Source organism: Terrabacter terrae (assembly GCF_039529575.1).
GTDB lineage: Bacteria > Actinomycetota > Actinomycetes > Actinomycetales > Dermatophilaceae > Terrabacter > Terrabacter terrae.
Map to the genome: position 1 here is coordinate 1,459,489 of NZ_BAAANB010000021.1, position 24,824 is coordinate 1,484,312.

Sequence of the window (24,824 nt, forward strand, 5' to 3'; positions counted from 1 at the left end):
CTCGTGGTGCGGTCTCGCCGGACCATCCACAGGACCGGTCTCGCAGGGCTCGCACGGCGGCGGCCCCGCGAGGGCCGTCACCTGCGGGCGGTCACATGCGGGCGTAGATCGCCAGCACGCTCGCGACGTAACGCTTGGTGTCCTCGTACATGCCCTTGGTGCGCACCGAGTACAGACCCTGGTAGTAGCCGCCGATGGCCTGCTCGCGAGAGTCTGCACCGGCCTGGAGGGCGCGGATGATCAGCACGCCGGCCGTGACGTTGTCCTGGGCGTCGTAGCGGTCGAGCGAGCGCCCCGCCAGCTGCGAGGCCCACGTCTGGGAGACGGGCATGATCTGCATGACGCCGACGGCGTCGGTGTAGGAGACGGCCCGCTGGTACCAGCCCGACTCCAGGTAGCTGATGGCGAGCGCGAGCTTGGGGTCGACGCCGTGGCGGATCGCCGTGGCGCGCACCAGGGCGGAGGTGTCGGTGCGGCTCGGCACGTCTCGCGAGGCGAGCTTCGCCTTGCTGTCGGCGACGGCCTGGGCCGTCTTGTCGGGGTACTGGTAGCCGGCCGGAGGTGCCGGCGCCGGCGTGGGGGTGACCGGCTTGGCGGACGAGCCGACGCCCGGGACGACGATCTTCTGCCCGACGAAGATGAGGCCGGCGTTGGCCAGCCGGTTGGCGGCGAGCAGCTTGGTCAGCGAGACGCCGTAGTGCTGCGCGATCCCACTCATGGTGTCGCCGGCGCCCACGGTGTGGACCCGGTCGCCGGCGGACGGCTGGGCGCTGGGCCTGGGAGCCGACTGCACCGGCTTGGCGTGCCCAGGAGCCGACGGCCGCGGGGTGGAGGACGCCGCTCCGGGGACCATGAGCTTCTGGCCGGGCATGATCAGGGCCCCGCCGTTGGACAGCCGGTTCTTCTCGGCGATGGCCCGCACGGTCGTGCGGTGGGTGATGGCCAGGTTCCACAGGGTGTCGCCCGGCCGGACCGTGACGGTCTTCCACGAGGTGGTGGCCACAGGTGCCACGGCCGCGTGGGCGGGTAGGGCCAGCGCGGCGACGTCGGCGAAGGGCATGGGTGGAGTCCTTTCCTGGAGCCCGAGCAGGTGGTGAGGAGCGTGGAGGGGCGTTCGGGGAAGGTGAGCGGCGGGGAAGTGGTGCCTGGGTCTTGTGTGACGCTTGTAAGCCAAAGGGGCTGCTGTGACGATAGCGCATGATTTCAGCACTAAAGAATAAATACATCGGTGTAATTCCGCCGGTTTACCCGTCCGCGCCGGAGCACGGATGATGCCGTGGGGGAGCAGACGCGGAGCGCAAAGGGGCGAGTGGGACGGGGACGTCTGGTCCACGACGCGCCTGCGGCGGTGGCACACTCTTGTCCCGTGAGCGAGAACCCCCAACCGCAGTCCGCAGACCCGGCCACCCCCGACCTCGAGTCGCTCGTCGGGCACTGGCTGACCGTGCCCGATGCCGCCGAGCAGCTCGGGGTGCCCCTGTCGCGCGTGCGTCAGCTCATCGCCGACCGCGAGGTGCTGGCCGCGCGCATCGGGGATCGCCGCGTCACCGCGATCCCGGCCAAGTTCCTCGACGAGGCAGGACCGCGTCCCGAGCTGCCTGGCACGTTCACCGTGCTCGCCGACGGCGGCATGGACGACGAGGCGATCATCGCCTGGCTGTTCACGCCCGATGCCACGCTGCCCGTCGAGGGGGCGCCGATCGACGCCATCCGCGCCGGCCACAAGACGGAGATCCGCAGGCGTGCGCAGGAGCTCGCCTTCTGAGCGGGATGCACCGCGGACTCAGGAGCGGCGGGCCGTCGCCACCGAGACGAGATCCTCGAGCACGTCCAGCGCCGACGGGTCGTAGGACCCGGCCTGCCGAGCCCGATCGACGGCCCGCCGGGCCTCGTGCGCCAGCTCGCCGATGAGGGACTCGACCCGCTCCACGGCGCCGGTGTCGACGAGGATGCGGCGGATCGACTCCACCCCCACCAGGTCGAGGTCGTCACGGCCGAGCAGGCTCTCCACGTCGTGACGGTCGTCGTCGGAGGCCGCGTCGAGGGCGTGCGCGACCAGCACCGTGCGCTTGCCCTCGCGCAGGTCGTCGCCGGCGGGCTTGCCGGTCGCTTCGGGGTCGCCGAACACGCCGAGCAGGTCGTCGCGCAGCTGGAACGCCTCGCCCAGGGCCAGGCCGTAGTCCGACAGGGGCGCGATCGCCGCCTCGGGGGCGCCACCGACGAGGGCTCCGATGAGCAGCGGGTGCTCGATCGTGTACTTGGCACTCTTGAACCGTATGACCTTGCGCGCCGAGGCGATCCGGGCGTCGAGGTCGAGCCCGTCCCAGCCGCGGGCCGACTCGAGCAGGTCGAGGAACTGGCCGCCCATCAGCTGGGTGCGCATGTCGTCGAAGAGCCGGCGCCCGCGCGCCAGCTGCTCGCCGGGGAGCCCGCACGTGGCATACAGCTCGTCGCACCAGGTCAGGCAGAGGTCGCCGGCCAGGATCGCGGTGCCCTCGCCGAACCGGTCGGCGTCGCCGGCCCAGCCGTTCTGGGAGTGCAGCGAGGCGACGGCGCGGTGCGCGGACGGCATACCGCGCCGCGTGTCGCTGCGGTCCATGACGTCGTCGTGGAGGAGCGCGGCGGCCTGGAAGAACTCCATGCTCGCGGCCAGGCGCACCAGCTCGTCGGAGTCGAGGCCGCCGGCGGCGCGGTAGCCCCAGTAGAGGAAGCCGGCGCGCAGACCCTTGCCGCCGCTGAGCAGCCCGGACACGGCCGACACGAGGGGAGCGGTCTCCTCGCCGATCGCAGCGAGCGACTGCGTGGCCCCGGCGATCTGCCCGTCGATCGCCTGCTGCACCCGACGGCGCAGGACGTCAAGGTCGGTGGGGGTCTGCACGGGGTCCTCCATCGAGTCGCGGGAATCGTGGTCAGCCTACGGGGCGCCGCGGCCGACACGTGAGCAGGCCGCACGCCGAGGACGGGGCCCCGCCTAGGGTGGTCGACATGGCATACGGCACGGCATCCTCGATGGCGCGAGCGGAGCGCTTCACGCGATCCATCCCGGCGATGATCGAGGCCGACACCCCGACCTTCAGCTTCGAGTTCTTCCCGCCCAAGGACGACGCCGCCGAGGCGCAGCTGTGGGACGCCATCCGGCGCCTCGAGAAGCTTTCGCCGAGCTTCGTGTCGATCACCTACGGCGCCGGCGGGAGCACCCGCGACCGCACCGTGCGCCTGACGCGACGGGTCCTCGAGGAGACGTCGCTGACGCCGATGGCGCACCTGACGTGCGTCGGCCACTCCGTCGCCGAGCTGCGCGGGATCGTCGGTTCGTATGCCGCCGCGGGCGTCCGCAACATCCTGGCCCTGCGCGGGGACCCCCGGGGCGGGCTCGGCCAGCCGTGGGTCCCCCACCCCGAGGGGCTCGACCACGCCGACGAGCTGGTCACGCTCGTCCGCAGCCTCGGGCGCTTCACGGTCGGTGTCGCGGCGTTCCCTGACGGCCACCCCGAGTCGCGCGGCGTCGGCGAGGACGCCGACACGCTGATCCGCAAGGAGAAGGCGGGCGCCGAGTTCGCGATCTCCCAGATGGTGTTCGACGTCGACAACTACCTGCGGCTGCGCGACGAGCTCGCACGCCGCGGCTCCCGGCTCCCGGTGGTGCCGGCCATCATGCCGATCACCAACGCCCGGCAGGTCGTGCGCATGGCGCAGCTCGCGGGCCAGCCGATGCCGACCGCCGTGACCGACCGGCTCGAGCGCCATGGCGACGACGCGGTGGCGGTGCGGGCCGAGGGCATGGCCATCGCCACCGAGTCGTCACGCCGGCTGCTCGACGAGGGGGCACCGGGCATCCACTTCATCACGATGAACCGCTCCTCGGCCACCCTCGAGGTCTTCGGCAACCTCTGACGGGCCTAGGCCTGCCGGCGCACGCCGGCAGGCTGCTGTGCCCGCCACTCCCGGTCGAGCATCGCGTACTGGTAGCCGTCGACCCACCCGAGCTCGGCGTGCCACGAGTCCTCGACCCCGTGCTGCTCGCGCCGCATCCCGGCCTTCTCGAGCACGCGAGCCGACGCCAGGTTGTCGGCGAAGCACCCGGCCGTGACGCGCCGGAGGCCGAGTTGGCCGAAGGCGGCGGCCAGCAGTCCGCGGGCGAGCGCGCTCGCCACGCCGCGGCCGGTGAGCTGCGGGTCCACGATGTAGCCGATGACGGCCTCGGTGCGCCGGGGCATCCCGGGCTGTCCCATCCCGTCCACGACGTCGAGGAAGCCGATGGCGGCGACCGTTCCGTCCACCTCGGCCACGCAGGAGAAGTCCGTCTCGCGGGCGCCGATCGCCGACCACTCCGCCCGGAAGGCCGCCGGGTCGACGTGGGTGCGCAGCATGAAGCGGTTCACCGAGGGGTCGTTGCGGAAGGCGAGCATGCGCTCGACGTCGGCACCGGCCGCCTCACGCAGGTGGAGCGGGCCGACTCGCATGGGCCACGGGCTGGCTGTCACCACTGCATCGTCCCCGACGTGCACCGGCCGCCGCCACGTCGTTTCCCGCCTGCAGGCCGCCGTGTGCCGGGGACCGCACCGGGTGGCCGGCCAGCGCCAGGAGCGGGGCCGGCCGCCCGTCTCGGTGTGGCTCGGTGTGGCTCGGTGTGGCTCGGTGTGGCTCGGGGTCGGTGTGCTCGGGTTCAGGTGCTCGACGGCGTCGTGGTGGTCGTGCCGCCGGGGGAGGCGGGGGCTTCGCCCTGCTCGCCCTGCTGGTCCTGCCCGCCCTTCGTCCCGTGCGTGCCGTCGCCGTCGCCGTCGTTGTCATCGCTGTCACCGCGGTCTTCGTGTGCTCCTTGGCTGCCCGCTCCATCGGGCCCTTTGCCGTTCAGGTGGTCCTCGCTGTCGCCGCTGCCGCTGCCGTACGGGGCGTCCTGCTTGTAGGAGCCCGTGTCGGTGTCGGTGTCGGTGTCGGTGTCGGTGTCGGTGTCGGTGTCGGTGCTGGAGTCGGTGCTGGAGTCGGTGCTGGCGTCGGCGCTCGTGGTGGCGGTCCCGGTCTCGTCTGCGCGGGGCGAGCGCTGCCCCGCCGAGCGCGAGCGCCGAGACGGCCACGATGCCGGCACCCGCGAGCGCGATCGTCTTGTTCTTCATGCGGTCCATTCCTTCGATGGGCTGGCCTCGTGCCAGCTGCACCCACCGTGGGAGGCCCTGCTGTGGCCGGCCCCTCGTGGACGTGGGCGACCCCTGTGGGACCGGCGTGCAGCCTGTGAGCGGCCATGGGCCGGTGGCTCAGACCTCCTGGTCGAAGGGCCGGGCGGAGCGGTCGGCCCGCGTCTTCACCTGCGTCTCCACCTGCGTCCGTGGGCGAGGTGGGGCCGACCCGGGCGAGGGCCGGCGCCGTCTGGCCCTGGGAGCCGCGATGCCGACGCGCTCGCCCCACGCGTCGTAGCGGCGCTTGTAGCGGCGGATGCGCGCGGCCAGCTTGTAGACGAGGAAGGCGCCGGCCGCGAGGAGGACGAGGGCGATGGAGGCAGCCCACCACGGGTGGGCGATGGCGAGCGCCGTGATCCCGGTGACGGTGACGTCCTCGGTGGTGCTGACGACGACGTTGCTCGCCGGCTCCGGCGAGGTGTTGACGGCGGCTCGCAGGCCGGCCTTGATCCCGTGCGAGACCAGCGCCGTGACGCCACCGGTGGCCGCGCCGATGGCGGCATCGAGGCTGGCCGTCTCATGGCCGATGAGGTAGCCGATGGTCGCCCCCACGGCTGGTCTCACCACGGTGTGGACGGAGTCCCAGAGCGAGTCGACGTAGGGAATCTTGTCGGCGAGCATCTCGACGGCGAAGAGGATGCCTGCGCCGACCAGCACGTCGGTGCGCGCCAGGGCGTCGGGGATCTGGCCGAGGCCGAAGATCCGGTCGGCGAGCCCGAGGACGAGCACGACCGCGTACGCGTTGATCCCGCTGCCCCAGCCGGTGGTGAAGGCCAGGGGGATGAGCTCGGCTCCCACGGACACTCCTTCGGTCACGCGCCGTCGCGGGAGCGCCGGTGCAACCTGCGGCCGCCTCGGAGGGGCGAGCAGGGTTTCAACGAGCCTGACGTTCTTTGCAATACCCGGGACGACGCGACGGGGTAGCACCCCCGGCACGTGAGAACGGGCCCGATCCGCGAGCGGACGGGACCCCTGCACCCCTCCGTTCGCGGACCGAACCCGCGACGCCCACTGTGCCCGGGGTGCGGAGCACGGGCCTGAGCACCGCTACTCAGATCACAGGGCGGGTGCCGGTGGGCCGATCTCGACACGCTGTCGGCGGCAGGGGTTACGCTTTGAGTATCGAACAGGTGTTCGAATGTCAGGTAGTCAGTTCAGTCGTCGGTTGGTGTCGGGCTGCTCGTGTGGGGCGCGGGTGGTCTGGGTCGTGATGTCGGCCTCGACGTGTCCGAGGGAGACGTGTCGTGGTGCGTAGGTTCAGTGACTCCGTGCAGGTGAGACTGCGGGAGCGTCAGCAGCATGGGGTGACCCAGCGCGTCGACTCGATGGTCGGCGCTGCGGGCTCGTCGGGCTCGTCGGGCTCGTCGGGCTCGTCGGGCTCGCCGGATGTGGGTGACCCCTTCGAGGGAGGGGCCTGCGGACCGTCGCCGGAGGCCTTCATCTGGCGTGGCCGGCTCTACGTCGTGCGCCGCGTCCTCGCCCAGTGGCGCGAGCGCCGTGCTTGGTGGCACGACGCGCTCCAGGCCGACGAGGCACAGGTCCGTCCCGGCGAGACGCTCGTCGCCGCGGCCAGCGAGCAGCATCTCTGGCGGGTCGAGGCCAGCCCGGGGTGGTCGTTCGCGCCCGGGGTCTACGACCTCGCCCACGACGAGTCCGCGCGAGGCGACCGGTGGTCGCTCGTGCGGGTCGCCGACTGACCGCACCCAACGTCCGGAGAAGAGGAAGCACCGTGACCACAGCACACCTGCGCCCGCCCATCTCGCGTCCATCGACCATGCGTCCGATCTCGGTCCCCGTGCTCGACCTGCTCGAGCGGGCCCGCACCACGCTCGAGGCTGCCTGCCGCACCAGTGACGCCTCCGAGCGCTACCGCGGCGCCCACCTCGGGGCGCTCCGGGCGGCCGCTGCCCTGGTGGCGGCCCGCACCGTCCCGACCCCGAGAGCCCGCCCTCGGAGCGTCTGGCAGGTCCTGCCCGGTGTCGCCCCCGAGCTGGGGGAGTGGGCCGCCTTCTTCGCGGCCTGCTCCGCGCACCGCTCGGCCATCGACCGCGGCGACCACGTCAGCGCCCGTGAGTCCGACGACCTGCTGCGACAGGCCGAGATGTTCCTCGAGATCGTCCAGGACCTTCTCGGCGTCCCGCTGACCGTCCCCCTGCCGCAGTCGATCACGCCCGTCTCGAGGAGCCGGGCCAACGGGGCGTGACCACGGCATGACCCCCACCTACGCCACCACCACCGCAGAGAGCTTCGTGCACCTGCACGTCGCCTCGGGATACTCCATGCGCTACGGCACCGCCAAGCCGCACGAGCTCGTCGAGCGGGCCGCAGCATTCGGGCAGCCGGCCCTCGCCCTGACCGATCGCGACGGGCTCTACGGCGCAGTCAAGTTCGTGCGCGCGTGCATGGAGCACGACGTCGCCCCGGTCCTCGGCGTCGACCTCGCTCTCGGGCCCGAGCAGCCCGAACGCTCGCGCCCTGTGCGCACGCCGGTGCGCGGTGGTGCGCTCGTCGACCCCCGGCTGCCTCGTGTCACTGTGCTCGCCCGGGGCAGTGGTGGCGGTCTCGCGCCGGGCGAGGGGTGGGCGGCGCTCTGCAGGCTCGTCACCGCGACCCACCTGCGCGGGGAGCGCGGCAACCCCGTCACGACCGCCGGGCTCCTCGCCGAGCACGCGAGCTCGCACCCCGCGCCCGGGTCGGCACCGGGCCCCGAGGACGGCAGGCCCTCTCGCCTCGTCGTGCTGCTCGGGCCCGACTCCGACGTCGGGCGTGCGGTCCTCGCCAAGCGGCGCGACCGCGCCCGCGCGGCCCTCGAGCGGTGGGTCGCGCTGCTCCCGCACGGCGCCGTCGTCGTCGAGGTCGTCTGCCACGGCGGCCCGGAGCACCAGCCCGGCAGCCTCGGCCAGGCCGCGCGCATGCTCGCGCTGGCCCGGGAGGTCGGCGTGCCGAGCGTCATCACGGCCGCGGTGCGCCACACCGACCCACAGGACGCCGCCATCGTCGACGTCCTCGACGCCGCTCGCCGGCTCGTCGCCCTCGATTCCCGGCACCTCGACCGGGTCACCACTGCCGGACACCTGTCGCCCACGCCCCTGATGCACGCACTGGCGCTCGACGTCGTGCAGGTCTCCGGACCGGGCCTCGTCGGCGGCGGGGCGCTCGCGCGCGAGCAGGCGCGCGAGCTGCTCGCCCGCACCACGGCCCTCGCCGCCGAGTGCGTCCAGGACCCACGGGCCGACCTCGGCATCGGCTCGGTCCACCTGCCCGAGCCGGGCGTCCTCGGCCTCCGGCCCGGCACCAACCCCCACCGCGTCCTCGCGCGCCGGTGCCGTGAGGCCATCCCGACCCGCTACCCGGGACGCTCCGACTCCGAGCTCGTCGCCGTCAGCGACCGGCTTGAGGACGAGCTCGGCGTCATCGAGACCCTCGGCTATGCGACGTACTTCCTCACCGTCGCCCAGGTCTGCGACCTCATCCGCGAGATGCGCGTGCGGGTCGCGGCCCGAGGCTCCGGGGCGGGGTCGCTCGTCAACTACCTCCTCGGCATCTCCGGGGTCGACCCGATGCGCCACGGACTGCTCATGGAGCGTTTCTGCTCCCCGTTGCGCGCCGAGCTGCCCGACATCGACATCGACGTCGAGTCGGCCCGCCGCACCGAGATCTACGAGCGCATCCTCGACCACTTCGGTGGTGAACGGGTCACCTGCGTCTCGATGATGGACACCTACCGGGTGCGTCACGCGATCCGTGACGCCGGCGCCGCGCTCGGGCTGCCACCGCCCGAGGTCGACGCGATGGCCAAGGCCTTCCCGCACATCGCCGCGCGCAACGTGCGCAACGCCCTCGCCGAGCTGCCCGAGCTGCGCGCCAGCGGGCTCGACGTGCCGCGCCTGCAGCTGATGTTCGACATCGTCGAGCGCCTCGACGGCCTGCCCCGGCACATCGCCCTGCACCCGTGCGGCGTGGTGCTCTCCGACTCCGTCCTGCTCGACCGCACCCCCGTCGAGGCGAGCTGGCTCGGCTTCCCGATGAGCCAGTTCGACAAGGACGACGTCGAGGAGATGGGCCTGCTCAAGCTCGACGTCCTCGGCATCCGCATGCAGTCGGCGATGGCTCACGCCGTCGCCGAGGTCGAGCGGGTCGACGGCGAGCACGTCGACCTCGACGACGAGTCGCAGGTCCCCTTCGACGACGAGCCCACCTTCGAGCTGGTCCGCTCGACCAAGACCCTCGGCTGCTTCCAGATCGAGAGCCCGGGCCAGCGCGAGCTGATCGGCAAGTTCGGACCGCGCAGCTTCGACGACCTCATCATCGACATCTCGCTCTTCCGGCCGGGCCCGGTCAAGAGCGACATGATCATCCCGTTCCTCAATGCCCGGCAGGGCTGGGACGACCCGTCCTACCTGCACCCGTCACTCGTGCCCGCGCTCGAGGAGACCGAGGGAGTGGTCGTCTTCCACGAGCAGGTCCTCATGATCGTCGCCGAGACGACCGGCGTCACGCTGGCCCAGGCCGACGAGGTGCGCCGTGCGCTCGGCACCCCCGACGGGCAGCAGCGGATCGAGGCCTGGTGGCGGCCGGCCGCGAAGGCGCGCGGCTACGCCCCGGAGGTCGCCGACAAGATCTGGGAGGTCCTCAAGGCCTTCGCGTCGTTCGGCTTCTGCAAGGCCCACGCCGCCGCGTTCGCCCTGCCGACCTACCAGTCCGCGTGGCTCAAGACGCACCACCCGGCAGCCTTCCTCGCCGGGGTGCTGACCCACGACCCGGGCATGTACCCCAAGCGGCTCATCCTCGATGACGCGCGCACCTTCGGCATCTCGATCCTCGGCCTCGACGTCAACGTCTCGACCGGCACCTACCGCTTCGAGCGCACCGACGACGGCGGCGAGGCGATCCGGCTCTCGCTCGCCGACGTCCACGGCATCAGCGAGGCCGAGGTCGCCCAGATCGTCGCGGGGCAGCCCTACTCCAGCCTGTCCGACTTCTGGCAGCGTGCGCACGTGTCGCGGCCCGTCGCCGAGAAGCTCGTGCTCGCCGGGGCCTTCGACTCCCTGCACGGCATCGACCTCGGTGGCCCGACCCGGCTCGACGAGCGAACTGTGGGCGTGGTGGCCCGCACCCGAGGCGGTCTCGGCCGCCGTGGGCAGGTCACCCGGCGCGACCTGCTGCTCCACGTCGCCGAGCTGGACCGCTGGTCGGCGTCACAGCGCTCGTCACGTCGGCGGGTGTCCGCCGCGAGCCGCTCATCGGGGTCCGGCACGTCCCGGGGGCGGGTGACGTCGGTCTCGGCCACCGGCGACATCAGGGCGCTCGCGGCGGCCCAGTCCCAGGCTTCTGCGGGCGCCCCCGCCCACGTCGCCACCCAGCTGACGCTCGACCTCGGTGACACGCCGAGGCTCTCCACGACGAGTGGCCTGCCGGAGATGACCGGCCCCGAACGGGTCCGGGCCGAGCTCGAGGTGCTCGGCCTCGACGCGAGCGGTCACGTCGTCGACTTCTACCGACCGCTGCTCGACGCGCTCGGCGTCACCCGGGCGCGTGACCTGCTCTCCGGGCGTAGCGGCCGGGAGGTCCTCGTCGCGGGGGTCAAGGTCGCCACCCAGACGCCACCGATCCGCAGCGGGCGCCGGGTCGTCTTCCTCACGCTCGACGACGCGACCGGGCCGGCCGACCTCACCTTCTTCGAGGACGTGCAGGGCCCGTATGCCGCCACCGTCTTCCACTCGTGGCTGCTGCTCTGCCGAGGGGTCGTGCGCCGCACCGGTCCTCGTGGCGTCTCGATCCGGGCCACCGGAGCGTGGGAGCTGTCCGCGCTGCAGGAGGCGTGGACCTCGGGGGGCATCGTCGCCGTCCGCGACGCCCTCGACGAGGCCGACCGGGCAGCCCGGGAGCGGGCCGACGCGCTCGAAGGTCCGGGCGGCGCGAGGGGCACCGGGGTCGGCGAGGGGCCCGACGGCCGCCGGGTGCTCGTCCACGCCTCCGGGTTCAAGCAGTCGCCGTACGCCGACATCAAGCCGGCGGGTGACGACGTCAGGGGGCCGCGTGGCACGAGCGGACTGGTTCCCACCACCCCTGTGGGTGGGGCGCCACGCAAGCTGTGGCACGCGAGTCCGGGAAGCTCAGGGCACTAGGGTGAAGATGCAGATGACACACGCGCAGCACCACGCGTACCACGTTCCCCGACGGAGGATCCCGTGCCCGACGAGCAGCGCCCCCAGCGACGTGGAGGGCTTCGCCCGTCGGCCGTCGTCGCGGCCGTGGGCCGCATCGCCGACGAGTGCGGTGCCCGGCTCGGTCGACCGCTCGAGGTCCTCGACCTCGGGGGCGGCACCGGGGGAGTCGCCGTCCCCCTCGCGGAGGCCGGCCACCGCGTCACCGTCGTGGACCCCAGCCCCGACGCCCTCGCCTCGCTCGCCCGCCGGGCACGTGAGGCCGGGATCGTCGACCGCGTCACCGGCGTGCAGGGCGACGGCGACTCGCTCGATGCCATCCTCGCCGGCCGTCAGGTCGACCTCGCCTGCTGCCACGGCACCCTCGAGTTCGTCGACGACCCCGCCGCGACGCTCCACGCCATCGCCCGGGCGCTCGGAGACGGGGGCGTGCTCTCCCTGCTCGTCTCCGGCCGGTTGTCCGTCGTCTTCGCCAAGGCGATCGCCGGAGAGTTCGGTCAGGCTCGTGCCGCCCTCGCCGACCCCTCGGGCCGCTGGGGGCGCACCGACCCGCTCCCGCGCCGCTTCGACGTCGAGCAGCTCGAGACGCTCCTTGCCCAGGCCGGCTTCACCGACGTGCAGGTGCGCGGCACCAACATCCTGGGCCACCTCGTACCGGCCTCACTCGTCGACTCCGACGCCGACCGGGCCGCCCTGGCCGAGCTCGACGAGCTGCTCGTCACCGGTCCCGGACGCGAGTTCCTCCGGAGCCTCGGCAGTGCCCTGCACGTCGTCGCGCGTCGCGGCTGACGGCATCGCGCCGGAGCCGACCCGTCGGGCGGGCCCACGATGAGCCGCCGCCAGTTCACCGCACCGAGCCGGGGGAGCGCCGAGCCACCCGACGACACCGGCTGCACCGTCCTGCACGTCGACATGGACGCCTTCTACGCGTCGGCCTCCCTGATCTCGCGCCCCGAGCTGCGTGGGCGTCCCGTCATCATCGGCGGGGCGAGCGGGCGGTCCGTCGTGCTGTCGGCGACCTACGAGGCGCGCGCCTTCGGGGTCACCTCGGCGATGCCGATGGCCCGGGCCCAGCGCCTGTGCCCGCAGGCGGTCATCATCGAGCCGGACCACCGCCGCTACGCCGCCATCTCCGAGGCCGTCATGGCGACCTTCGCGACCATCACCGACAGCGTCGAGCCCCTGTCCCTCGACGAGGCCTTCCTCGACGTCTCGGGGGCCGTACGCCGCCTCGGCCGGCCCACCCAGATCGCCGAGCAGCTGCGCGACACCATCGCCGACGAGCAGGGCATCACCTGCTCGGTGGGGGTGGCCTCGACGAAGTTCGTCGCCAAGCTCGCCTCCAACCTCGCCAAGCCCGACGGGCTCATCGTCGTGCCGCGCGAGGAGGTGGTCTCGTTCCTGCACCAGCTTCCCGTCGGCGCCATCTGGGGCGTGGGTGACAAGACGGAGGAGCACCTGCACCGGCTAGGGCTGCGCACCGTGGCAGACCTCGCCCACACACCCGTCGAGACGCTCCAGCGTGCCTTGGGCGACGTCGCGGGCCGCAGCCTGCACGACCTCGCGTGGGGACGCGACCCCCGCCCCGTCAAGCCCGAGCGCCGGGAGAAGTCCATCGGCGCCGACGAGACCTTCGCCTACGACATCGACGACCCCGTCCGGATCCATCGTGAGCTGCTGCGGCTCTCCGACCGCACCGCAGCCCGCGCCCGCTCCGCCGGGATGATGGGACGCACGGTCTCGATCAAGGTCCGGTTCGCCGACTTCACCACGATCACACGGGCCAAGACGCTGCGCCACCACACCGACGTCTCGCGCGACATCTTCGCCACCGCCCGCGAGCTCTACGACCGCCTCGGGCTCCAGCGGGCCCGGATCCGACTCGTCGGCGTGCGGCTCGAGGGGCTCGTGCCGTCAGCGGTCGCGCCCATCCAGGCGACCCTCGACGAGCCCGAGCACGGGTGGCGCGAGGCCGACCGGGCGGTCGACCGCGCGAGCGCGCGTTTCGGTGCCGGATCCGTGCGTCCAGCATCACTGATGGGTGATCCCCCCTCGGGTTCCCAACGTGCTCGGCGGGACCTATCCTGAGGTAAAGAAGTCCGCGTCGACCCGTTGGGATCTACGATTCGGGCACAGTCGATTTCGCACCAGGGAGGTGCCGGGTGGCACTCTCGGAACACGAGGAAGCACTCCTCCAGCAGATGGAGGAAGCCCTCTACGCCGAAGACCCTCGATTCGCATCGCGCATCGAGAAGACGAAGTCGCGCGGCCTGGGACGCGGCCGCGTCGTCGCCGGTGTCGTCGCGGGTGTGGCGGGTCTAGCCCTCGTCGTGTTCTCAGCGATGAGCAGCTCCATCTGGCTCGGTGCCGTCGGGTTCGCCGTCATGGTCGGCGGCATCGTCTACGCCATCACCCCGTCGAAGGCGAAGCTGGCAGCGGTCGGCGCCGACGGCAACCCCAAGCCGCGTCCCGGCAGGGCGAAGGCGGGCACGCGCAAGTCGGCCACCTTCATGGAGCGCCTCGAGGAGCGCTGGGAGAAGCGGCGCCGCGACCAGTGGTGAACCCGCACTGAACCCGAGCTGAACGTGCCAGGGCGCCGGCCAGGAGCACGCGCCGAGAAGGACCCGGACGGATGCCGTCAGGGTCCTTCGGTGTATGCAGGGATCACGCCCGGGTCGACAGGACGCCGATGCCCCAGGTGGCGATGATGGCGAACGCCGTGGCCAGCTCGATCCCGACGTTGAGGGCGACGGCACGGATGGCCTGGGTCGTCGCCCGCCACGCGGCCGCGTGCTCCCGGTGCTTGACGTGCTCGAGCACGTAGACGGCGAGGACGAAGCCCAGCGGGGCTCCCACGACCGGCACGACGAAGAAGCCGACCACGGCGACGGCGAGCGCGACGGCGACGACGATGCCATCGACCCCGGCGTTCTTCATCCGGCGTCCGGGCAGCAGGTACTTCGCGACGAGGCCCACGGCATACAACACGGTGGCCACGCCGAAGACGAGCCAACCCGGCCCATCCTGTCGTGCGATCGCCCACGCGAGCGTCGCACCCCACACCACGATCAGCCCCGGCAGGACCGGGACGACGACACCGACGGTGCCCACGAGCATCGCGAGGAGGACGAGAGCGTCCGTCGCAGTGATCACGGGGCAGCCGTCGGCAGCGTCAGGATCGGGATGAGGTCAGGAAAGGGCCGGGTCGAAGTCGTCTGCTGGACTCAGCGTTCGTCGACGGGAGCGGATCCCGGTACGTCGTTGAGTCGGTCCGTCTCGTCGCGGATGTCGAGAGCCTTGTCCTTCAGCGCCGGGAGGTGCTCCCGACCGTGGTGTGCGCAGAAGAGCAGCTCTCCGCCGGAAACGAGGCGGGCGCGGATGTAGGCCTGGGCCCCACATCGGTCGCAGCGGTCGGCAACAGTCAGCTCGGGTGCCAGTGCTGTCGTCATCGTGTTTCGCCTCTTTCCTCCCTCAGGGGCCTCCTCGTGGGAGACCCTGTCATGTACCTACGACGCTCGAGCGGTCCAGCGGATGGACCCTTCGCGCTTCGCGGACGTTCCAACAGTGAACCATGTCGAATCCTTCCCGTAGAGAAGGCTCGGTCGCTGAGACGCCGCTCGCACCAACATCGTTACGTGCCGGTGATTCGCGACGGTGGTCCGTCTGGTTTTGTCGTACCCCACCGCGCGAGGCTCAGTACCGGTATCCGGCCTGCGGACTCGCGCGCGCAGGCCTCGACCCCGTCGCGCCGCAGCGAGCCTGACCGGCGAGGTCGGTGCTCATCGCTAGGCTTCCCCTGCCAGCCCTCCACAGCCCTACCGCTGGCCGCTTCCCGACCGAAAGAGATCGACACACCGTGGCCTCCGCCTCCCGACCCGCTCCCTCCGGCAACGGCGACTACACCGCGCGACACCTCCAGGTCCTCGAGGGCCTCGAGGCCGTGCGCAAGCGCCCCGGCATGTACATCGGGTCGACCGACCAGCGCGGCCTCATGCACTGCCTGTGGGAGATCATCGACAACGCGGTCGACGAGGCTCTCGCCGGGGTGTGCACCGCCATCGACGTCATCCTCAGCTCCGACGGCTCCATCGAGGTCCGCGACAACGGGCGCGGCATCCCGGTCGACATCGAGCCGCGCACCGGGCTGTCGGGCGTCGAGGTCGTCTTCACCAAGCTGCACGCGGGCGGCAAGTTCGGCGGGGCGTCGTATGCCGCCACGGGTGGCCTCCACGGCGTCGGCGCCTCGGTGGTCAACGCCCTCTCGGCGCGGCTCGACGTCGAGGTCGACCGCGCCGGCAAGACCTACGGCATGAGCTTCCGCCGCGGCGAGCCGGGCACCTTCGGCGACGCGGCCGGCCGTCCGCACTCGCCCGAGGCGCCGTTCACCCCCTACGAGCGCAAGAGCGCCCTGCCCGTCGTCGGCAAGGCGAAGCGCGGCGTCACCGGGTCGCGCGTGCGCTTCTGGCCCGACCGGCAGATCTTCCTCAAGGATGCCGAGCTCGACTACGACGCCATCCTCGGCCGTGCGCGGCAGACCTCCTTCCTGGTCCCGGGGCTGCGCCTCGCCATCCGCGACGAGCGGCGCCTCAAGGGCACGCCCGGCGAGGAGGGCCCCATCGAGGAGGTCTTCCAGCACGACGGCGGCATCACCGACTTCGTCGAGTTCCTGGCTCCCGACACGCCGATCACCGACGTGTGGCGGCTCGAGGGTTCCGGCACCTTCACCGAGACCGTCCCCGTGCTCGACGTCAACGGCCACATGACCCCCACCGAGCTCGAGCGCGAGTGCGCCGTCGAGGTGGCGTTGCGCTGGGGCCAGGGCTACGACACGAAGGTGCAGTCCTTCGTCAACATCATCACCACGCCCAAGGGCGGCACCCACGTCACCGGGTTCGAGCAGGCCGTCCTCAAGGTCTTCCGCAAACAGCTCGAGGTCAACGCCCGACGCCTCAAGGTCGGCAACGACAAGCCGGAGAAGGACGACATCCTCGCCGGCATGACCGCGGTCGTCACCGTGCGCCTGGCCGAACCGCAGTTCGAGGGCCAGACCAAGGAGGTGCTCGGCACCAACGCCGTGCGCGCCATCGTCGCCAAGGTCGTCGAGAAGGAGCTCACCGAGCGGCTCACCTCCACCAAGCGTGGCGACAAGGCCCAGGCCGCGCTCCTGCTCGAGAAGGTCGTCTCCGAGATGAAGTCGCGCATCAGCGCGCGGCTGCACAAGGAGACCCAGCGCCGCAAGAACGCGCTCGAGAGCTCGACGCTGCCCTCCAAGCTGCGCGACTGCCGCACCTCCGACGTCGAGCGCTCCGAGCTGTTCATCGTCGAGGGCGACTCGGCCATGGGCACGGCCAAGGAGGCGCGCAGCTCCGAGTTCCAGGCGCTGCTGCCCATCCGCGGCAAGATCCTCAACGTCCAGAAGGCGTCGGTCTCCGACATGCTGAAGAACGCCGAGTGCGCCTCGATCATCCAGGTGATCGGCGCCGGCTCCGGGCGCAGCTTCGACCTCGCCGCCGCGCGCTACGGCAAGGTCATCATCATGACCGACGCCGACGTCGACGGCGCCCACATCCGCACCCTGCTGCTGACACTCTTCTTCCGCTACATGCGTCCCCTCGTCGACGCCGGCCGCGTCTATGCGGCCATGCCGCCGCTGCACCGGCTCGAGGTCATCAACGCGGGCGCCAAGAAGAACGAGCTGATCTACACCTACAACGAGGTCGAGATGCGGCGAACCCTCGCTCGGCTCGAGAAGTCGGGCAAGAGGATCAAGCAGCCGATGCAGCGCTACAAGGGTCTCGGCGAGATGGACGCCGACCAGCTCGCCGACACCACCATGGACCCGCGTCACCGCACCCTGCGCAAGGTCACCATGCGCGACCTCGAGGCCGCCGAGCGGGTCTTCGAGCTGCTCATGGGCAACGAGGTGGCGCCCCGCAAGGACTTCATCATCGAGTCCGCGGCCGAGGTCGACCGCGAGCGCATCGACGCGTGACAGCCCGTGTCGCGGCAACACCGCGGCTCAGCGACTGTTGACACCGGCCGTACACCACGGCGCTCCGTGCTTACGATGAGTCCCTGCCGGGGCGACTCACTTTGCCGGCACGCGTCGAGAAGGGGAGTCGATGGTGGCCAACGTCAACGCCGAGGAGTCGGTGGCGGACGACCACTTCACCGCGCCACCGCAGGGCGCCGTTGAGGAAGCGGTCGACGGACAGTCGTTCCCCGTCGACCTGCCCGAGGCGTCGGCCCGGCCGGAGGGCTCGCAGCAGGCCGCGCCCGCACCGGCGCGCTACCTGACCGCCGACGAGCTGCAGTGGGCGGACGAGACCGTCGGCGCCATCTCCTCGGCCTACGCCTCGAAGGTCGTCGGCCAGTCGCGGCTGCAGGAGACGCTGCTCATCGCCCTGCTGACCGGTGGCCACGTGCTCCTCGAGAGCGTGCCGGGGCTGGCCAAGACGACCGCGGCGCAGACGATCGCCCAGGCGGTCGGTGGCCGGTTCCACCGCATCCAGTGCACGCCCGACCTGCTGCCGAGCGACATCGTCGGCACCCAGGTCTACAACCAGCACCTCGGAACGTTCGAGACGCAGCTCGGGCCGGTCCACGCCAACTTCGTGCTCCTCGACGAGATCAACCGCAGCAGCGCCAAGACCCAGTCGGCGATGCTCGAGGCCATGCAGGAGCGCCAGACCTCCATCGGCGACCGCAGCTACGCCCTGCCCGACCCCTTCCTCGTCCTCGCGACGCAGAACCCCATCGAGCAGGAGGGCACCTACCCGCTGCCCGAGGCGCAGATGGACCGCTTCATGCTCAAGGACGTGCTCGACTACCCGTCGCCGGCGGAGGAGGCCGAGGTCCTGCGCCGCATCGACTCGGGCATCTTCGTCGGGGACGCGGAGCCGGTGGTGTCCCTCGACGAGGTCAAGCGCCTCCAGGGGCTCGTCCAGCGCGTCTACGTGGATCCCGCGATCATCAACTACATCGTCGGCATCGGCTACGTGACCCGTCACCCGCGCGACTACATCGAGCCCAGCCTTGCGGCATACGTCGGCTTCGGCGCGAGCCCCCGCGCGAGCATCGCCTTCGCGAGCGCGGCCCGTGCCCGCGCCCTCGTCGACGGTCGCAACCACGTCGTTCCCGACGACGTGAAGGCCCTGACCCACCGCGTGCTGCGGCACCGGGTCACGCTGGGCTTCGAGGCCGTCGCCGACGACGTCGCCGTGGAGACGGTCATCGACGCCATGGTGGGCGGGATCCGCACTCCCTGACCCGGGGACGTGACGGGGACGTGCCGGCGAAGCGACGGGACTCGAGATGACGACGATGCTGCTGACGAGGGTGAAGAGCAAGCTCTTCGTGCATGCCCGGCGACGGTCGCGCAGCCTGCTCGAGGGGGAGTACGCGTCGGTCTTCCACGGCCGCAGCCTCGACTACGACGACCTGCGCGACTACGTCCCGGGCGACGAGGTGCGTGACATCGACTGGCGCGCCACGGCCCGGCACCAGGCGCCGCTCGTCAAGCGCTACGTCGCCACGCGCAAGCAGAACGTCATGCTCGTCATCGACACGGGGCGCGGGATGGCGGCGTCCACGCGCACCGGTGAGCCGAAGAAGGCGGTGGCCATCGCGGCAGCCGGGCTGGTCGGCTACCTGGCGCAGCGCCACGGAGACCTCGTCGGCCTCGTGCGCGGCACGGCGGGCTCGACGGTGGCGCACGAGCTGCGGGGGAGCGAGGCGCACCTCGAGCTGCTGCTGCGGGCGGTCGACACCGCCACCGTGCTGCACGGCGACCAGAGCAACCTGGCCACGCAGCTTCGCTGGATCGTCCGCCACGTCCGCCGCCGGCTCGTGCTGCTCGTCGTCGCCGACGACAAGGAGCTCGACCCGGCTCTCGACGACCTGCTGCGCCGGCTGCACGTGCAGCACGAGATCCTCTGGCTCACGGTCGAGGACGCCGATCCCACCGTGATCGCCGGCGAGCGGACGGCATACGACGTCGCCGACACCTACACGCTGCCGACGCTCGTGCGTCTCGACCCAAAGGTGCGCGCGGCGTATGCCGCGTCGGTGGCCGAGCGCGTGCAGCGCACCTCTGCGCTGCTCGACCGACGCGGGATCAACCACGCGCGGCTCGGCTCGACCGACGAGGTCGTGCCGACGGTCTTCGCCCTGCTCGAGCGGCAGCGTCGTGCACGTCGCTGACGCCCCGCCGCCGGGCTTCTACGCCCCCGACCCGTATGCCGCCCGGTGGCTGTGGATCGGCGTCGGCATCGTCGCGCTCGTGGCGGCCTGGTACCTCGTCGTGTGGTGGACGACGCGCGAGCGCAAGGTCGCCGTCACGCCGCAGGTCGCACCCGATCGCGTCGCGCAGCTGCGCGCCGACTACACCCGCCGCATCGACGCCGTGCTCGCCCGCGCGGCGGCAGGTGAGATCAGCCAGCGGCAGGCCCACCAGCAGCTCAGCGGGCTCGTGCGCCACTTCGTGCAGGCGGTGTCGGGCATCGCGGCCCCCATGATGACCCTCACCGAGCTGACCGGCGAGGGCTCGCGCCTGACGCCGGTGTCCGACGTCGTGGGCGTGCTCTACCCGGGGGAGTTCGGCCCGCGTGAGACGGCCACGATCGACGGAGCCGGGACCGTGGCGAAGCAGGTGGTCGCGCGGTGGAGCTGAACGGCCCCGACCTGAAGTGGCCCGCCGTCCTCGTCACAGGCGTGGTCGTCGCGCTGCTGCTCGCGTATGGCGTGCACCGGTGGATGGCGCGGCGGTCGGCACGCGCCTCGGCTGCCGTCGCCAACTCGACTGCCCTGACCGAGCTGCCCGAGTACCGTCGCGCCCTGAAGCTGCACCGCATCCGCACGGCGGTGCTTGCCCTGAGCGCCGTTCTCCTCGGGGGTGCGGCCCTGGTGGGAGCCGCCCGGCCTCTCGACACGACGATCGACAAGCCGCAGACGCGCAGCCGCGACATCATGCTCTGCCTCGACATCTCCGGTTCGATGGCCGCCTACGACGCGACGCTCGTGTCGACGTTCCGGACGCTGGTCAAGAGCTTCCAGGGCGAGCGCATCGGGCTCGTGATCTTCAACAGCTCGGCCGCGACCGTCTTCCCCCTCACCGACGACTACGACTTCATCAACGACGAGCTCGACACGGCGAGCAGCGCCCTGTCCGGTGACCCTCAATCCGAGTCCTTCTTCGCCGGCACGTTCAACGGCCGCGGCACGTCCCTGATCGGCGACGGCCTCGCGACGTGCGCGTCGAGCTTCGACAAGGTCGACACGCAGCGGGCTCGGTCGGTCGTCTTCGCCACCGACAACCACCTCGCTGGGCGGCCCATCGTCGACGTCGAGCAGGCTGCCGAGCTCGCCAAGGCCAAGGGGGTGCGCGTCTACGGGCTCAACCCCGAGCAGGACGGTCCGGACGAGGAGGCGGTGCAGATGCGCGAGCTCGTGACGGGCACCGGCGGCCAGTACTACGCGATGACCGACCAGGCAGCGATCAGGGGAATCGTCGACTCGGTCCAGGCCCAGGAGACCACCCTGATCGACGGCGCCGCGCGATCGCTCCACTCCGACAACCCGAACCTGCCGATCGCGCTGGCCGGCGTGGGGCTGCTCGGCGTCATCGGGGCCAGCCGGAGGTGGGCGTGGTGACCCTCCTACCCGTCGCGCCCTGGCCGGTGCTGCTCGTGCTCGCGGTCGGCGCCCTCGCCGCCGTCTGGTGGAACCCCGCGTCGCGGTCCGTGCCGGGGGAGTCGCGCGCGACGCACTGGCGCCTCACGGCGGCCGTGCTCCTGCTGGGGGCCGCCGCCCTGCGCCCGGCCGTGGCCGGCGAGCAGGCCGACACCACGGCCGCCAACCTCAACGTCTACTTCGTGGTCGACACGACGAGCAGCATCATCGCCGAGGACTACGGCAGCGAGCGCCCCCGCATCGAAGGGGTCGCCGCCGACATCTCCGCCATCGCGGCGAGGCTGCCCGGAGCCCGCTACAGCATCGTGACCTTCGACCAGGACACCCGGGTGCGCCTGCCCCTGACCACCGACACGACGGCTCTCGACGCCGCCGTCGAGACGATGCTGCCCGAGTCCTACGAGGTGTCGCACGGATCGTCCGTCACCGAGGCGAAGGAGCGGCTGAAGACACTGCTCCAGCAGTCGGACTCGCGGGCCCCGGAACGCGGCCGGGTCGTCTACTACTTCGGCGACGGCGAGCAGACGGCTCCCGACCCGCCGGCGCCGTTCGACATCGACAAGCGTCTCGTCAACGGCGGCGCGGTCCTCGGCTACGGCACGAGCAGCGGAGGTCGCATGAAGGCCACGCGATCGCGCTTCGACACGAGCGGCAGCTACATCAAGGACCCGAGCACCGGCGAGGACGCCCGCTCGGTCATCAGCGAGGACACCCTGCGGGCGATCGCCGGCCAGCTGGGGGTGCCGTACCTCCACCGTGACGCCGGCGACGACATCGGCCCCGCCGTCGAGGGGATCGACCTCGAGCAGTTCGGCACGAGCCAGGAGATCGAGAAGCAGAAGGTTCTCGCCCGCCGGGAGCTCTACTGGCCGCTGCTCCTCGGCGTGGCCGGCCTCGCCGCATGGGAGGTGGGCGCCGCCGTCACGGCCCTGCTCCAGACCCGGCGACGGAAGGAGGCGCGTCCATGACCGTGCTCGACCAGCCGCAGGCTCGGCCCGACCACCCGGCGAAGGATGGCGTACGCCGTCGGCCGGTCCTGCGCCCGCGCCGCCGCGGCGCCCTGCCGCCACACCTGCGGCGCCGCCGGCGCCGGCTCCTGCTCGCCTCGGCCCCCGTCGTCGTGCTCCTGCTGCTCGTCGCCGCTCGTGTGTTGACCCTCAACCTCGTCCACGCGCAGACGCTCGCGGCATATCAGGCCGGCGACAAGCCACGGACGCTCACCTGGGGCGAGCGGCAGGGCTGGGTCAACGTCGTGGAGCGGTTCCGCTCGCCCTTCGCCATCGGTGACGCGCAGGTGCTCTCCGGCCACTTCGACCTCGCCCGTCCGTGGTTCGAGCAGGCGTTCGAGGAGGTGCCCAAGGGTGGCATCGACGACTGCAAGGTGCGGGTCAACCTCGGCCTGACCTACGAGGCGCTCGGCGACGCCGCCAAGGCGCGTGAGCGCACCGACGAGTGGAAGCAGTTCTACGACAAGGGCATCACCATCACCAAGGAGCGCCCGCCGTTGTGCGACGCGCCCGAGGGCGGCCAGACGGGCGACCAGCTCCAGCAGTCCCAGCAGCGCATGGAGACCAAGCGCTCCGAAGCGCCGCCGCAGGACCAGCCGTCACCGGGTGAGCCGCAGCCGCAGCCGGCACCGAGCCAGCCGGCCCAGCCCACGCCCGACCTGGGAAAGACCCCGAGCCAGGAGGACCAGAACTACCTCAAGGAGCAGCAGCGCCGGAACACGATCGAGCGCAACGGCCAGCAGCAGGGCAACAACGACGCGGTGCCCGGTGACGGGACGCCGTCCTACCCGAAGCCCTGGTGACCTTGACGGCACGAGCGGTTGAGGCAGACCTCCCGCGAACGTCCGTTTGGTTCGGTTCGTCCCCATCCGGGTAGGTGGGTCGCTGGCATCGTTGCACCTGCGCAACGAGCTGACCCGACGAGAGGCAGCCGATGGCAACGGTCGAGACCAAACCCGAACAGGACACACCGGTCCTCAAGAGACATGTCGGGGTGGTCGGTCTCCTCTTCGCCAGCGTCGGCTCGATCATCGGTTCGGGCTGGCTGTTCGGCGCCCTCAACGCCTCCCAGGAGGCCGGACCGGCAGCGATCGTCTCGTGGCTGTTCGGGGCGATCCTCATCTTGCTGATCGCGCTCTGCTACGCCGAGCTCGGGACCATGTTCCCGCTGTCCGGCGGCGTGGTCCGCTTCCCGCACATGGCGTTCGGCAACTTCGCGAGCTTCACGAGCGGCTGGATCACCTACGTCGCGGTGGGCACCACGGCCCCGATCGAGGTCGAGGCGGCCCTGCAGTACGGCACGCAGTACGCCGACTTCACGACCAAGCACATGATGGGCGGCGAGCCGGTCTACACGCTCACCCCGCTCGGCTACGCCGCCGCGGTGGTGCTCATGGCGGTCTTCGTGGTCATCAACTACTACGGCGTACGCTGGTTCGCGCGCATCAACAACGCGCTCGTGTCGTGGAAGCTGTTCATCATCCTGCTCGTCATCGTCGCGTTCTTCATCGCAGCGTTCCACGGCGAGAACTTCACCAGCCACGGGTTCACGCCGTCGGGCTGGCACGGCGTCTTCACCGCCATCGCGACGAGCGGAATCGTCTTCTCCTATCTGGGTTTCCGTCAGGGCATCGAGCTCGCCGGTGAGACCGACAACCCCAAGCGGAACGTGCCGCTCGCTGTCATCGGCTCGGTGCTGATCACGGCGGTGATCTACATCCTCCTGCAGGTCGCGTTCATCGGGGCGCTCGAGCCGTCGACTCTCACCTCCTCGGGCGGCTGGGCCAAGCTGTCGTTCGCGAACGACTTCGGCCCCCTGGCGGCACTCGCCACCCTCCTGGGCATGGGCTGGCTCGCCGTGCTGCTCTACATCGACGCGATCGTCTCTCCCGGGGACACCGGCCTGATCTACACCACGGTCACCTCGCGTATCTCCTTCGCGATGGCCCGCAACGGCAACGCGCCGAAGGCGCTGGGCCGCACGAGCCACCGTGGGGCGCCCGTCATCGGCTTGGTCCTGGCGTTCGTCATCGGTCTCATCGCGTTCCTGCCGTTCCCGAGCTGGCAGCAGCTCGTGGGCTTCATCACCTCGGCGACCGTGCTGTCCTTCGCCTCCGGGCCACTCGTGCTGGCCGCCCTGCGCAAGCAGGTCCCCGACGCCGAGCGCCCGTTCCGCCTCCCCGGCGGTCATGCAGTGCCGTTCCTCGCCTTCTGGGGCTCCAACCTCATCGTCTACTGGTCCGGGTGGCAGACCGACTGGAAGCTGATGGTCGCGGTGCTCATCGGTTTCGTCCTGCTCGGCATCTTCTCCGTGACCGGTGTGCTGCGCGGGCAGTCGCTCGACTTCCGGGCCGGCCTGTGGGTGCTGCCCTGGCTCGGGGCGCTGACCCTCGTGTCATGGCTCGGGGACTATGACGGCGGCCTGGGTGTCATCGGCTTCGGCACCGCCATCCCCGTGCTCTTCCTCGTCTCGCTCGGGATCTACGTGATGGCCTACCGCATGCGCCTGCCGGACGAGCAGGCCCGGGCCTACATCGAGGAGACGACCCACGAGGCTGCGGTCGAGGAGCACCAGCTCCAGAGCTAGCACGTGCGCTCGGGGACAGAGGATTCGGCTGCGTGGAATCCTCTGTCCCCTTCTCTGTACGTCGAGCTCGTCGGCGGCAACGGGCGGGATGGCGCGGCGCCGCCCTGACCTGCCGGTGTGATGGTCAGTCGAGATCTCTGCCAGCGTGTGGCGCGCGGGCGAGATCACGGTCTCGATCCGGCGCTTCCGGTGCCTGCTC

Annotated in this window: 23 protein-coding genes; 16 read left to right on the forward strand and 7 right to left on the reverse strand. The window is 71.4% G+C overall.

Features of this window, described 5'->3' with window-relative positions; all coding sequences use genetic code 11:
* Window positions 1–91 precede the first annotated feature (91 nt).
* Window positions 92–1,060, reverse strand: a complete 969-nt coding sequence (locus tag ABD194_RS17040) for a LysM peptidoglycan-binding domain-containing protein (protein WP_343993541.1) — start codon at window positions 1,058–1,060, stop codon at window positions 92–94.
* Window positions 1,061–1,366: 306 nt separating this feature from the next.
* Here ABD194_RS17040 and ABD194_RS17045 point away from each other — a divergent pair, with 306 nt between their 5' ends.
* The gene (locus ABD194_RS17045) at window positions 1,367–1,765 is read left to right on the forward strand and encodes an Rv2175c family DNA-binding protein (protein WP_343993543.1); all 399 of its coding nucleotides are present in this window, start codon (window positions 1,367–1,369) and stop codon (window positions 1,763–1,765) included.
* Window positions 1,766–1,783: 18 nt separating this feature from the next.
* Here the strand turns inward: ABD194_RS17045 and ABD194_RS17050 are convergent, their stop codons facing one another.
* Window positions 1,784–2,890 (reverse strand): polyprenyl synthetase family protein, encoded by a 1,107-nt coding sequence (locus ABD194_RS17050; RefSeq protein WP_425579999.1) that lies wholly within the window; start codon window positions 2,888–2,890, stop codon window positions 1,784–1,786.
* Window positions 2,891–2,985: 95 nt separating this feature from the next.
* Between ABD194_RS17050 and ABD194_RS17055 the strand changes: the two genes are divergently transcribed.
* The gene (locus tag ABD194_RS17055) at window positions 2,986–3,894 is read left to right on the forward strand and encodes a methylenetetrahydrofolate reductase (protein ID WP_343993547.1); all 909 of its coding nucleotides are present in this window, start codon (window positions 2,986–2,988) and stop codon (window positions 3,892–3,894) included.
* A 5-nt stretch (window positions 3,895–3,899) separates the two neighbouring features.
* Here ABD194_RS17055 and ABD194_RS17060 read toward each other — a convergent pair whose 3' ends face one another.
* The 3 genes from ABD194_RS17060 to ABD194_RS17070 form a co-directional block, all read right to left on the reverse strand.
* On the reverse strand, window positions 3,900–4,463 hold the full coding sequence (locus ABD194_RS17060; protein ID WP_343993549.1) for a GNAT family N-acetyltransferase: 564 nt from the start codon (window positions 4,461–4,463) through the stop codon (window positions 3,900–3,902).
* A 203-nt stretch (window positions 4,464–4,666) separates the two neighbouring features.
* Window positions 4,667–5,086: a hypothetical protein gene (locus ABD194_RS17065; protein ID WP_343993551.1), complete on the reverse strand. Its 420-nt coding sequence runs from the start codon at window positions 5,084–5,086 to the stop codon at window positions 4,667–4,669.
* Window positions 5,087–5,252: 166 nt separating this feature from the next.
* Window positions 5,253–5,972 (reverse strand): DUF4126 domain-containing protein, encoded by a 720-nt coding sequence (locus tag ABD194_RS17070; protein WP_343993553.1) that lies wholly within the window; start codon window positions 5,970–5,972, stop codon window positions 5,253–5,255.
* Between the two features lie 506 nt (window positions 5,973–6,478).
* Between ABD194_RS17070 and ABD194_RS17075 the strand changes: the two genes are divergently transcribed.
* The 6 genes from ABD194_RS17075 to ABD194_RS17100 all read left to right on the forward strand — a co-directional run bounded on the left by ABD194_RS17075 (window position 6,479) and on the right by ABD194_RS17100 (window position 13,902).
* A complete protein-coding gene (locus ABD194_RS17075; protein ID WP_343993555.1) occupies window positions 6,479–6,871 on the forward strand; it encodes a DUF6504 family protein in 393 nt (130 codons plus the stop codon).
* A gap of 32 nt (window positions 6,872–6,903) precedes the next feature.
* A complete protein-coding gene (locus ABD194_RS17080; protein ID WP_343993557.1) occupies window positions 6,904–7,377 on the forward strand; it encodes an SAV_6107 family HEPN domain-containing protein in 474 nt (157 codons plus the stop codon).
* 7 nt (window positions 7,378–7,384) lie between these two features.
* Entirely contained in the window at window positions 7,385–11,302 is a 3,918-nt protein-coding gene (locus ABD194_RS17085) for a DNA polymerase III subunit alpha (protein WP_343993559.1), read from the forward strand.
* A 63-nt stretch (window positions 11,303–11,365) separates the two neighbouring features.
* Window positions 11,366–12,130 carry a class I SAM-dependent methyltransferase gene (locus ABD194_RS17090; RefSeq protein ID WP_343993561.1) on the forward strand — a complete coding sequence of 255 codons (765 nt, stop codon included), beginning with the start codon at window positions 11,366–11,368 and terminating at the stop codon, window positions 12,128–12,130.
* A gap of 39 nt (window positions 12,131–12,169) precedes the next feature.
* A complete protein-coding gene (gene dinB / locus ABD194_RS17095) occupies window positions 12,170–13,429 on the forward strand; it encodes a DNA polymerase IV (RefSeq protein ID WP_343993563.1) in 1,260 nt (419 codons plus the stop codon).
* Window positions 13,430–13,503: 74 nt separating this feature from the next.
* Complete coding sequence (locus ABD194_RS17100) at window positions 13,504–13,902, forward strand: DUF3040 domain-containing protein (RefSeq protein ID WP_343993565.1); 399 nt, start codon at window positions 13,504–13,506, stop codon at window positions 13,900–13,902.
* Window positions 13,903–14,005: 103 nt separating this feature from the next.
* Here ABD194_RS17100 and ABD194_RS17105 read toward each other — a convergent pair whose 3' ends face one another.
* Window positions 14,006–14,494: a DUF456 domain-containing protein gene (locus ABD194_RS17105; protein WP_343993567.1), complete on the reverse strand. Its 489-nt coding sequence runs from the start codon at window positions 14,492–14,494 to the stop codon at window positions 14,006–14,008.
* A gap of 71 nt (window positions 14,495–14,565) precedes the next feature.
* The gene (locus tag ABD194_RS17110) at window positions 14,566–14,790 is read right to left on the reverse strand and encodes a DUF7455 domain-containing protein (protein ID WP_142222803.1); all 225 of its coding nucleotides are present in this window, start codon (window positions 14,788–14,790) and stop codon (window positions 14,566–14,568) included.
* Between the two features lie 407 nt (window positions 14,791–15,197).
* Here ABD194_RS17110 and ABD194_RS17115 point away from each other — a divergent pair, with 407 nt between their 5' ends.
* The 8 genes from ABD194_RS17115 (at window position 15,198) to ABD194_RS17150 (ending at window position 24,625) form a co-directional block, all read left to right on the forward strand.
* Window positions 15,198–17,333, forward strand: a complete 2,136-nt coding sequence (locus tag ABD194_RS17115) for a DNA gyrase/topoisomerase IV subunit B (protein WP_343993572.1) — start codon at window positions 15,198–15,200, stop codon at window positions 17,331–17,333.
* Between the two features lie 130 nt (window positions 17,334–17,463).
* On the forward strand, window positions 17,464–18,609 hold the full coding sequence (locus ABD194_RS17120; protein WP_343993574.1) for an AAA family ATPase: 1,146 nt from the start codon (window positions 17,464–17,466) through the stop codon (window positions 18,607–18,609).
* Window positions 18,610–18,655: 46 nt separating this feature from the next.
* Window positions 18,656–19,543 (forward strand): DUF58 domain-containing protein, encoded by an 888-nt coding sequence (locus tag ABD194_RS17125; protein WP_343993576.1) that lies wholly within the window; start codon window positions 18,656–18,658, stop codon window positions 19,541–19,543.
* The gene (locus tag ABD194_RS17130) at window positions 19,530–20,012 is read left to right on the forward strand and encodes a hypothetical protein (RefSeq protein WP_343993578.1); all 483 of its coding nucleotides are present in this window, start codon (window positions 19,530–19,532) and stop codon (window positions 20,010–20,012) included. The genes ABD194_RS17125 and ABD194_RS17130 overlap by 14 nt, the downstream gene beginning before the upstream one ends.
* A complete protein-coding gene (locus ABD194_RS17135; protein WP_343993580.1) occupies window positions 20,003–20,992 on the forward strand; it encodes a VWA domain-containing protein in 990 nt (329 codons plus the stop codon). The genes ABD194_RS17130 and ABD194_RS17135 overlap by 10 nt, the downstream gene beginning before the upstream one ends.
* Window positions 20,989–21,999, forward strand: a complete 1,011-nt coding sequence (locus tag ABD194_RS17140; protein WP_343993582.1) for a VWA domain-containing protein — start codon at window positions 20,989–20,991, stop codon at window positions 21,997–21,999. The genes ABD194_RS17135 and ABD194_RS17140 overlap by 4 nt, the downstream gene beginning before the upstream one ends.
* Window positions 21,996–22,841, forward strand: coding sequence for a tetratricopeptide repeat protein (locus tag ABD194_RS17145; protein ID WP_343993584.1), 846 nt, complete (start codon window positions 21,996–21,998; stop codon window positions 22,839–22,841). The genes ABD194_RS17140 and ABD194_RS17145 overlap by 4 nt, the downstream gene beginning before the upstream one ends.
* A gap of 131 nt (window positions 22,842–22,972) precedes the next feature.
* A complete protein-coding gene (locus ABD194_RS17150; RefSeq protein WP_343993586.1) occupies window positions 22,973–24,625 on the forward strand; it encodes an APC family permease in 1,653 nt (550 codons plus the stop codon).
* Window positions 24,626–24,824: the final 199 nt, after the last annotated feature.

Coding starts and splice junctions, on each gene's coding strand:
- ABD194_RS17040 (WP_343993541.1), bottom strand. CDS start 1,060: ATGCCCTTCGCCGACGTCGCCGCGCTGGCCCTACCCGCCCACGCGGCC.
- ABD194_RS17050 (WP_425579999.1), bottom strand. CDS start 2,890: ATGGAGGACCCCGTGCAGACCCCCACCGACCTTGACGTCCTGCGCCGT.
- ABD194_RS17055 (WP_343993547.1), top strand. CDS start 2,986: ATGGCATACGGCACGGCATCCTCGATGGCGCGAGCGGAGCGCTTCACG.
- ABD194_RS17060 (WP_343993549.1), bottom strand. CDS start 4,463: ATGCGAGTCGGCCCGCTCCACCTGCGTGAGGCGGCCGGTGCCGACGTC.
- ABD194_RS17085 (WP_343993559.1), top strand. CDS start 7,385: ATGACCCCCACCTACGCCACCACCACCGCAGAGAGCTTCGTGCACCTG.
- dinB (WP_343993563.1), top strand. CDS start 12,170: ATGAGCCGCCGCCAGTTCACCGCACCGAGCCGGGGGAGCGCCGAGCCA.
- ABD194_RS17110 (WP_142222803.1), bottom strand. CDS start 14,790: ATGACGACAGCACTGGCACCCGAGCTGACTGTTGCCGACCGCTGCGAC.
- ABD194_RS17120 (WP_343993574.1), top strand. CDS start 17,464: ATGGTGGCCAACGTCAACGCCGAGGAGTCGGTGGCGGACGACCACTTC.
- ABD194_RS17125 (WP_343993576.1), top strand. CDS start 18,656: ATGACGACGATGCTGCTGACGAGGGTGAAGAGCAAGCTCTTCGTGCAT.
- ABD194_RS17145 (WP_343993584.1), top strand. CDS start 21,996: ATGACCGTGCTCGACCAGCCGCAGGCTCGGCCCGACCACCCGGCGAAG.
- ABD194_RS17150 (WP_343993586.1), top strand. CDS start 22,973: ATGGCAACGGTCGAGACCAAACCCGAACAGGACACACCGGTCCTCAAG.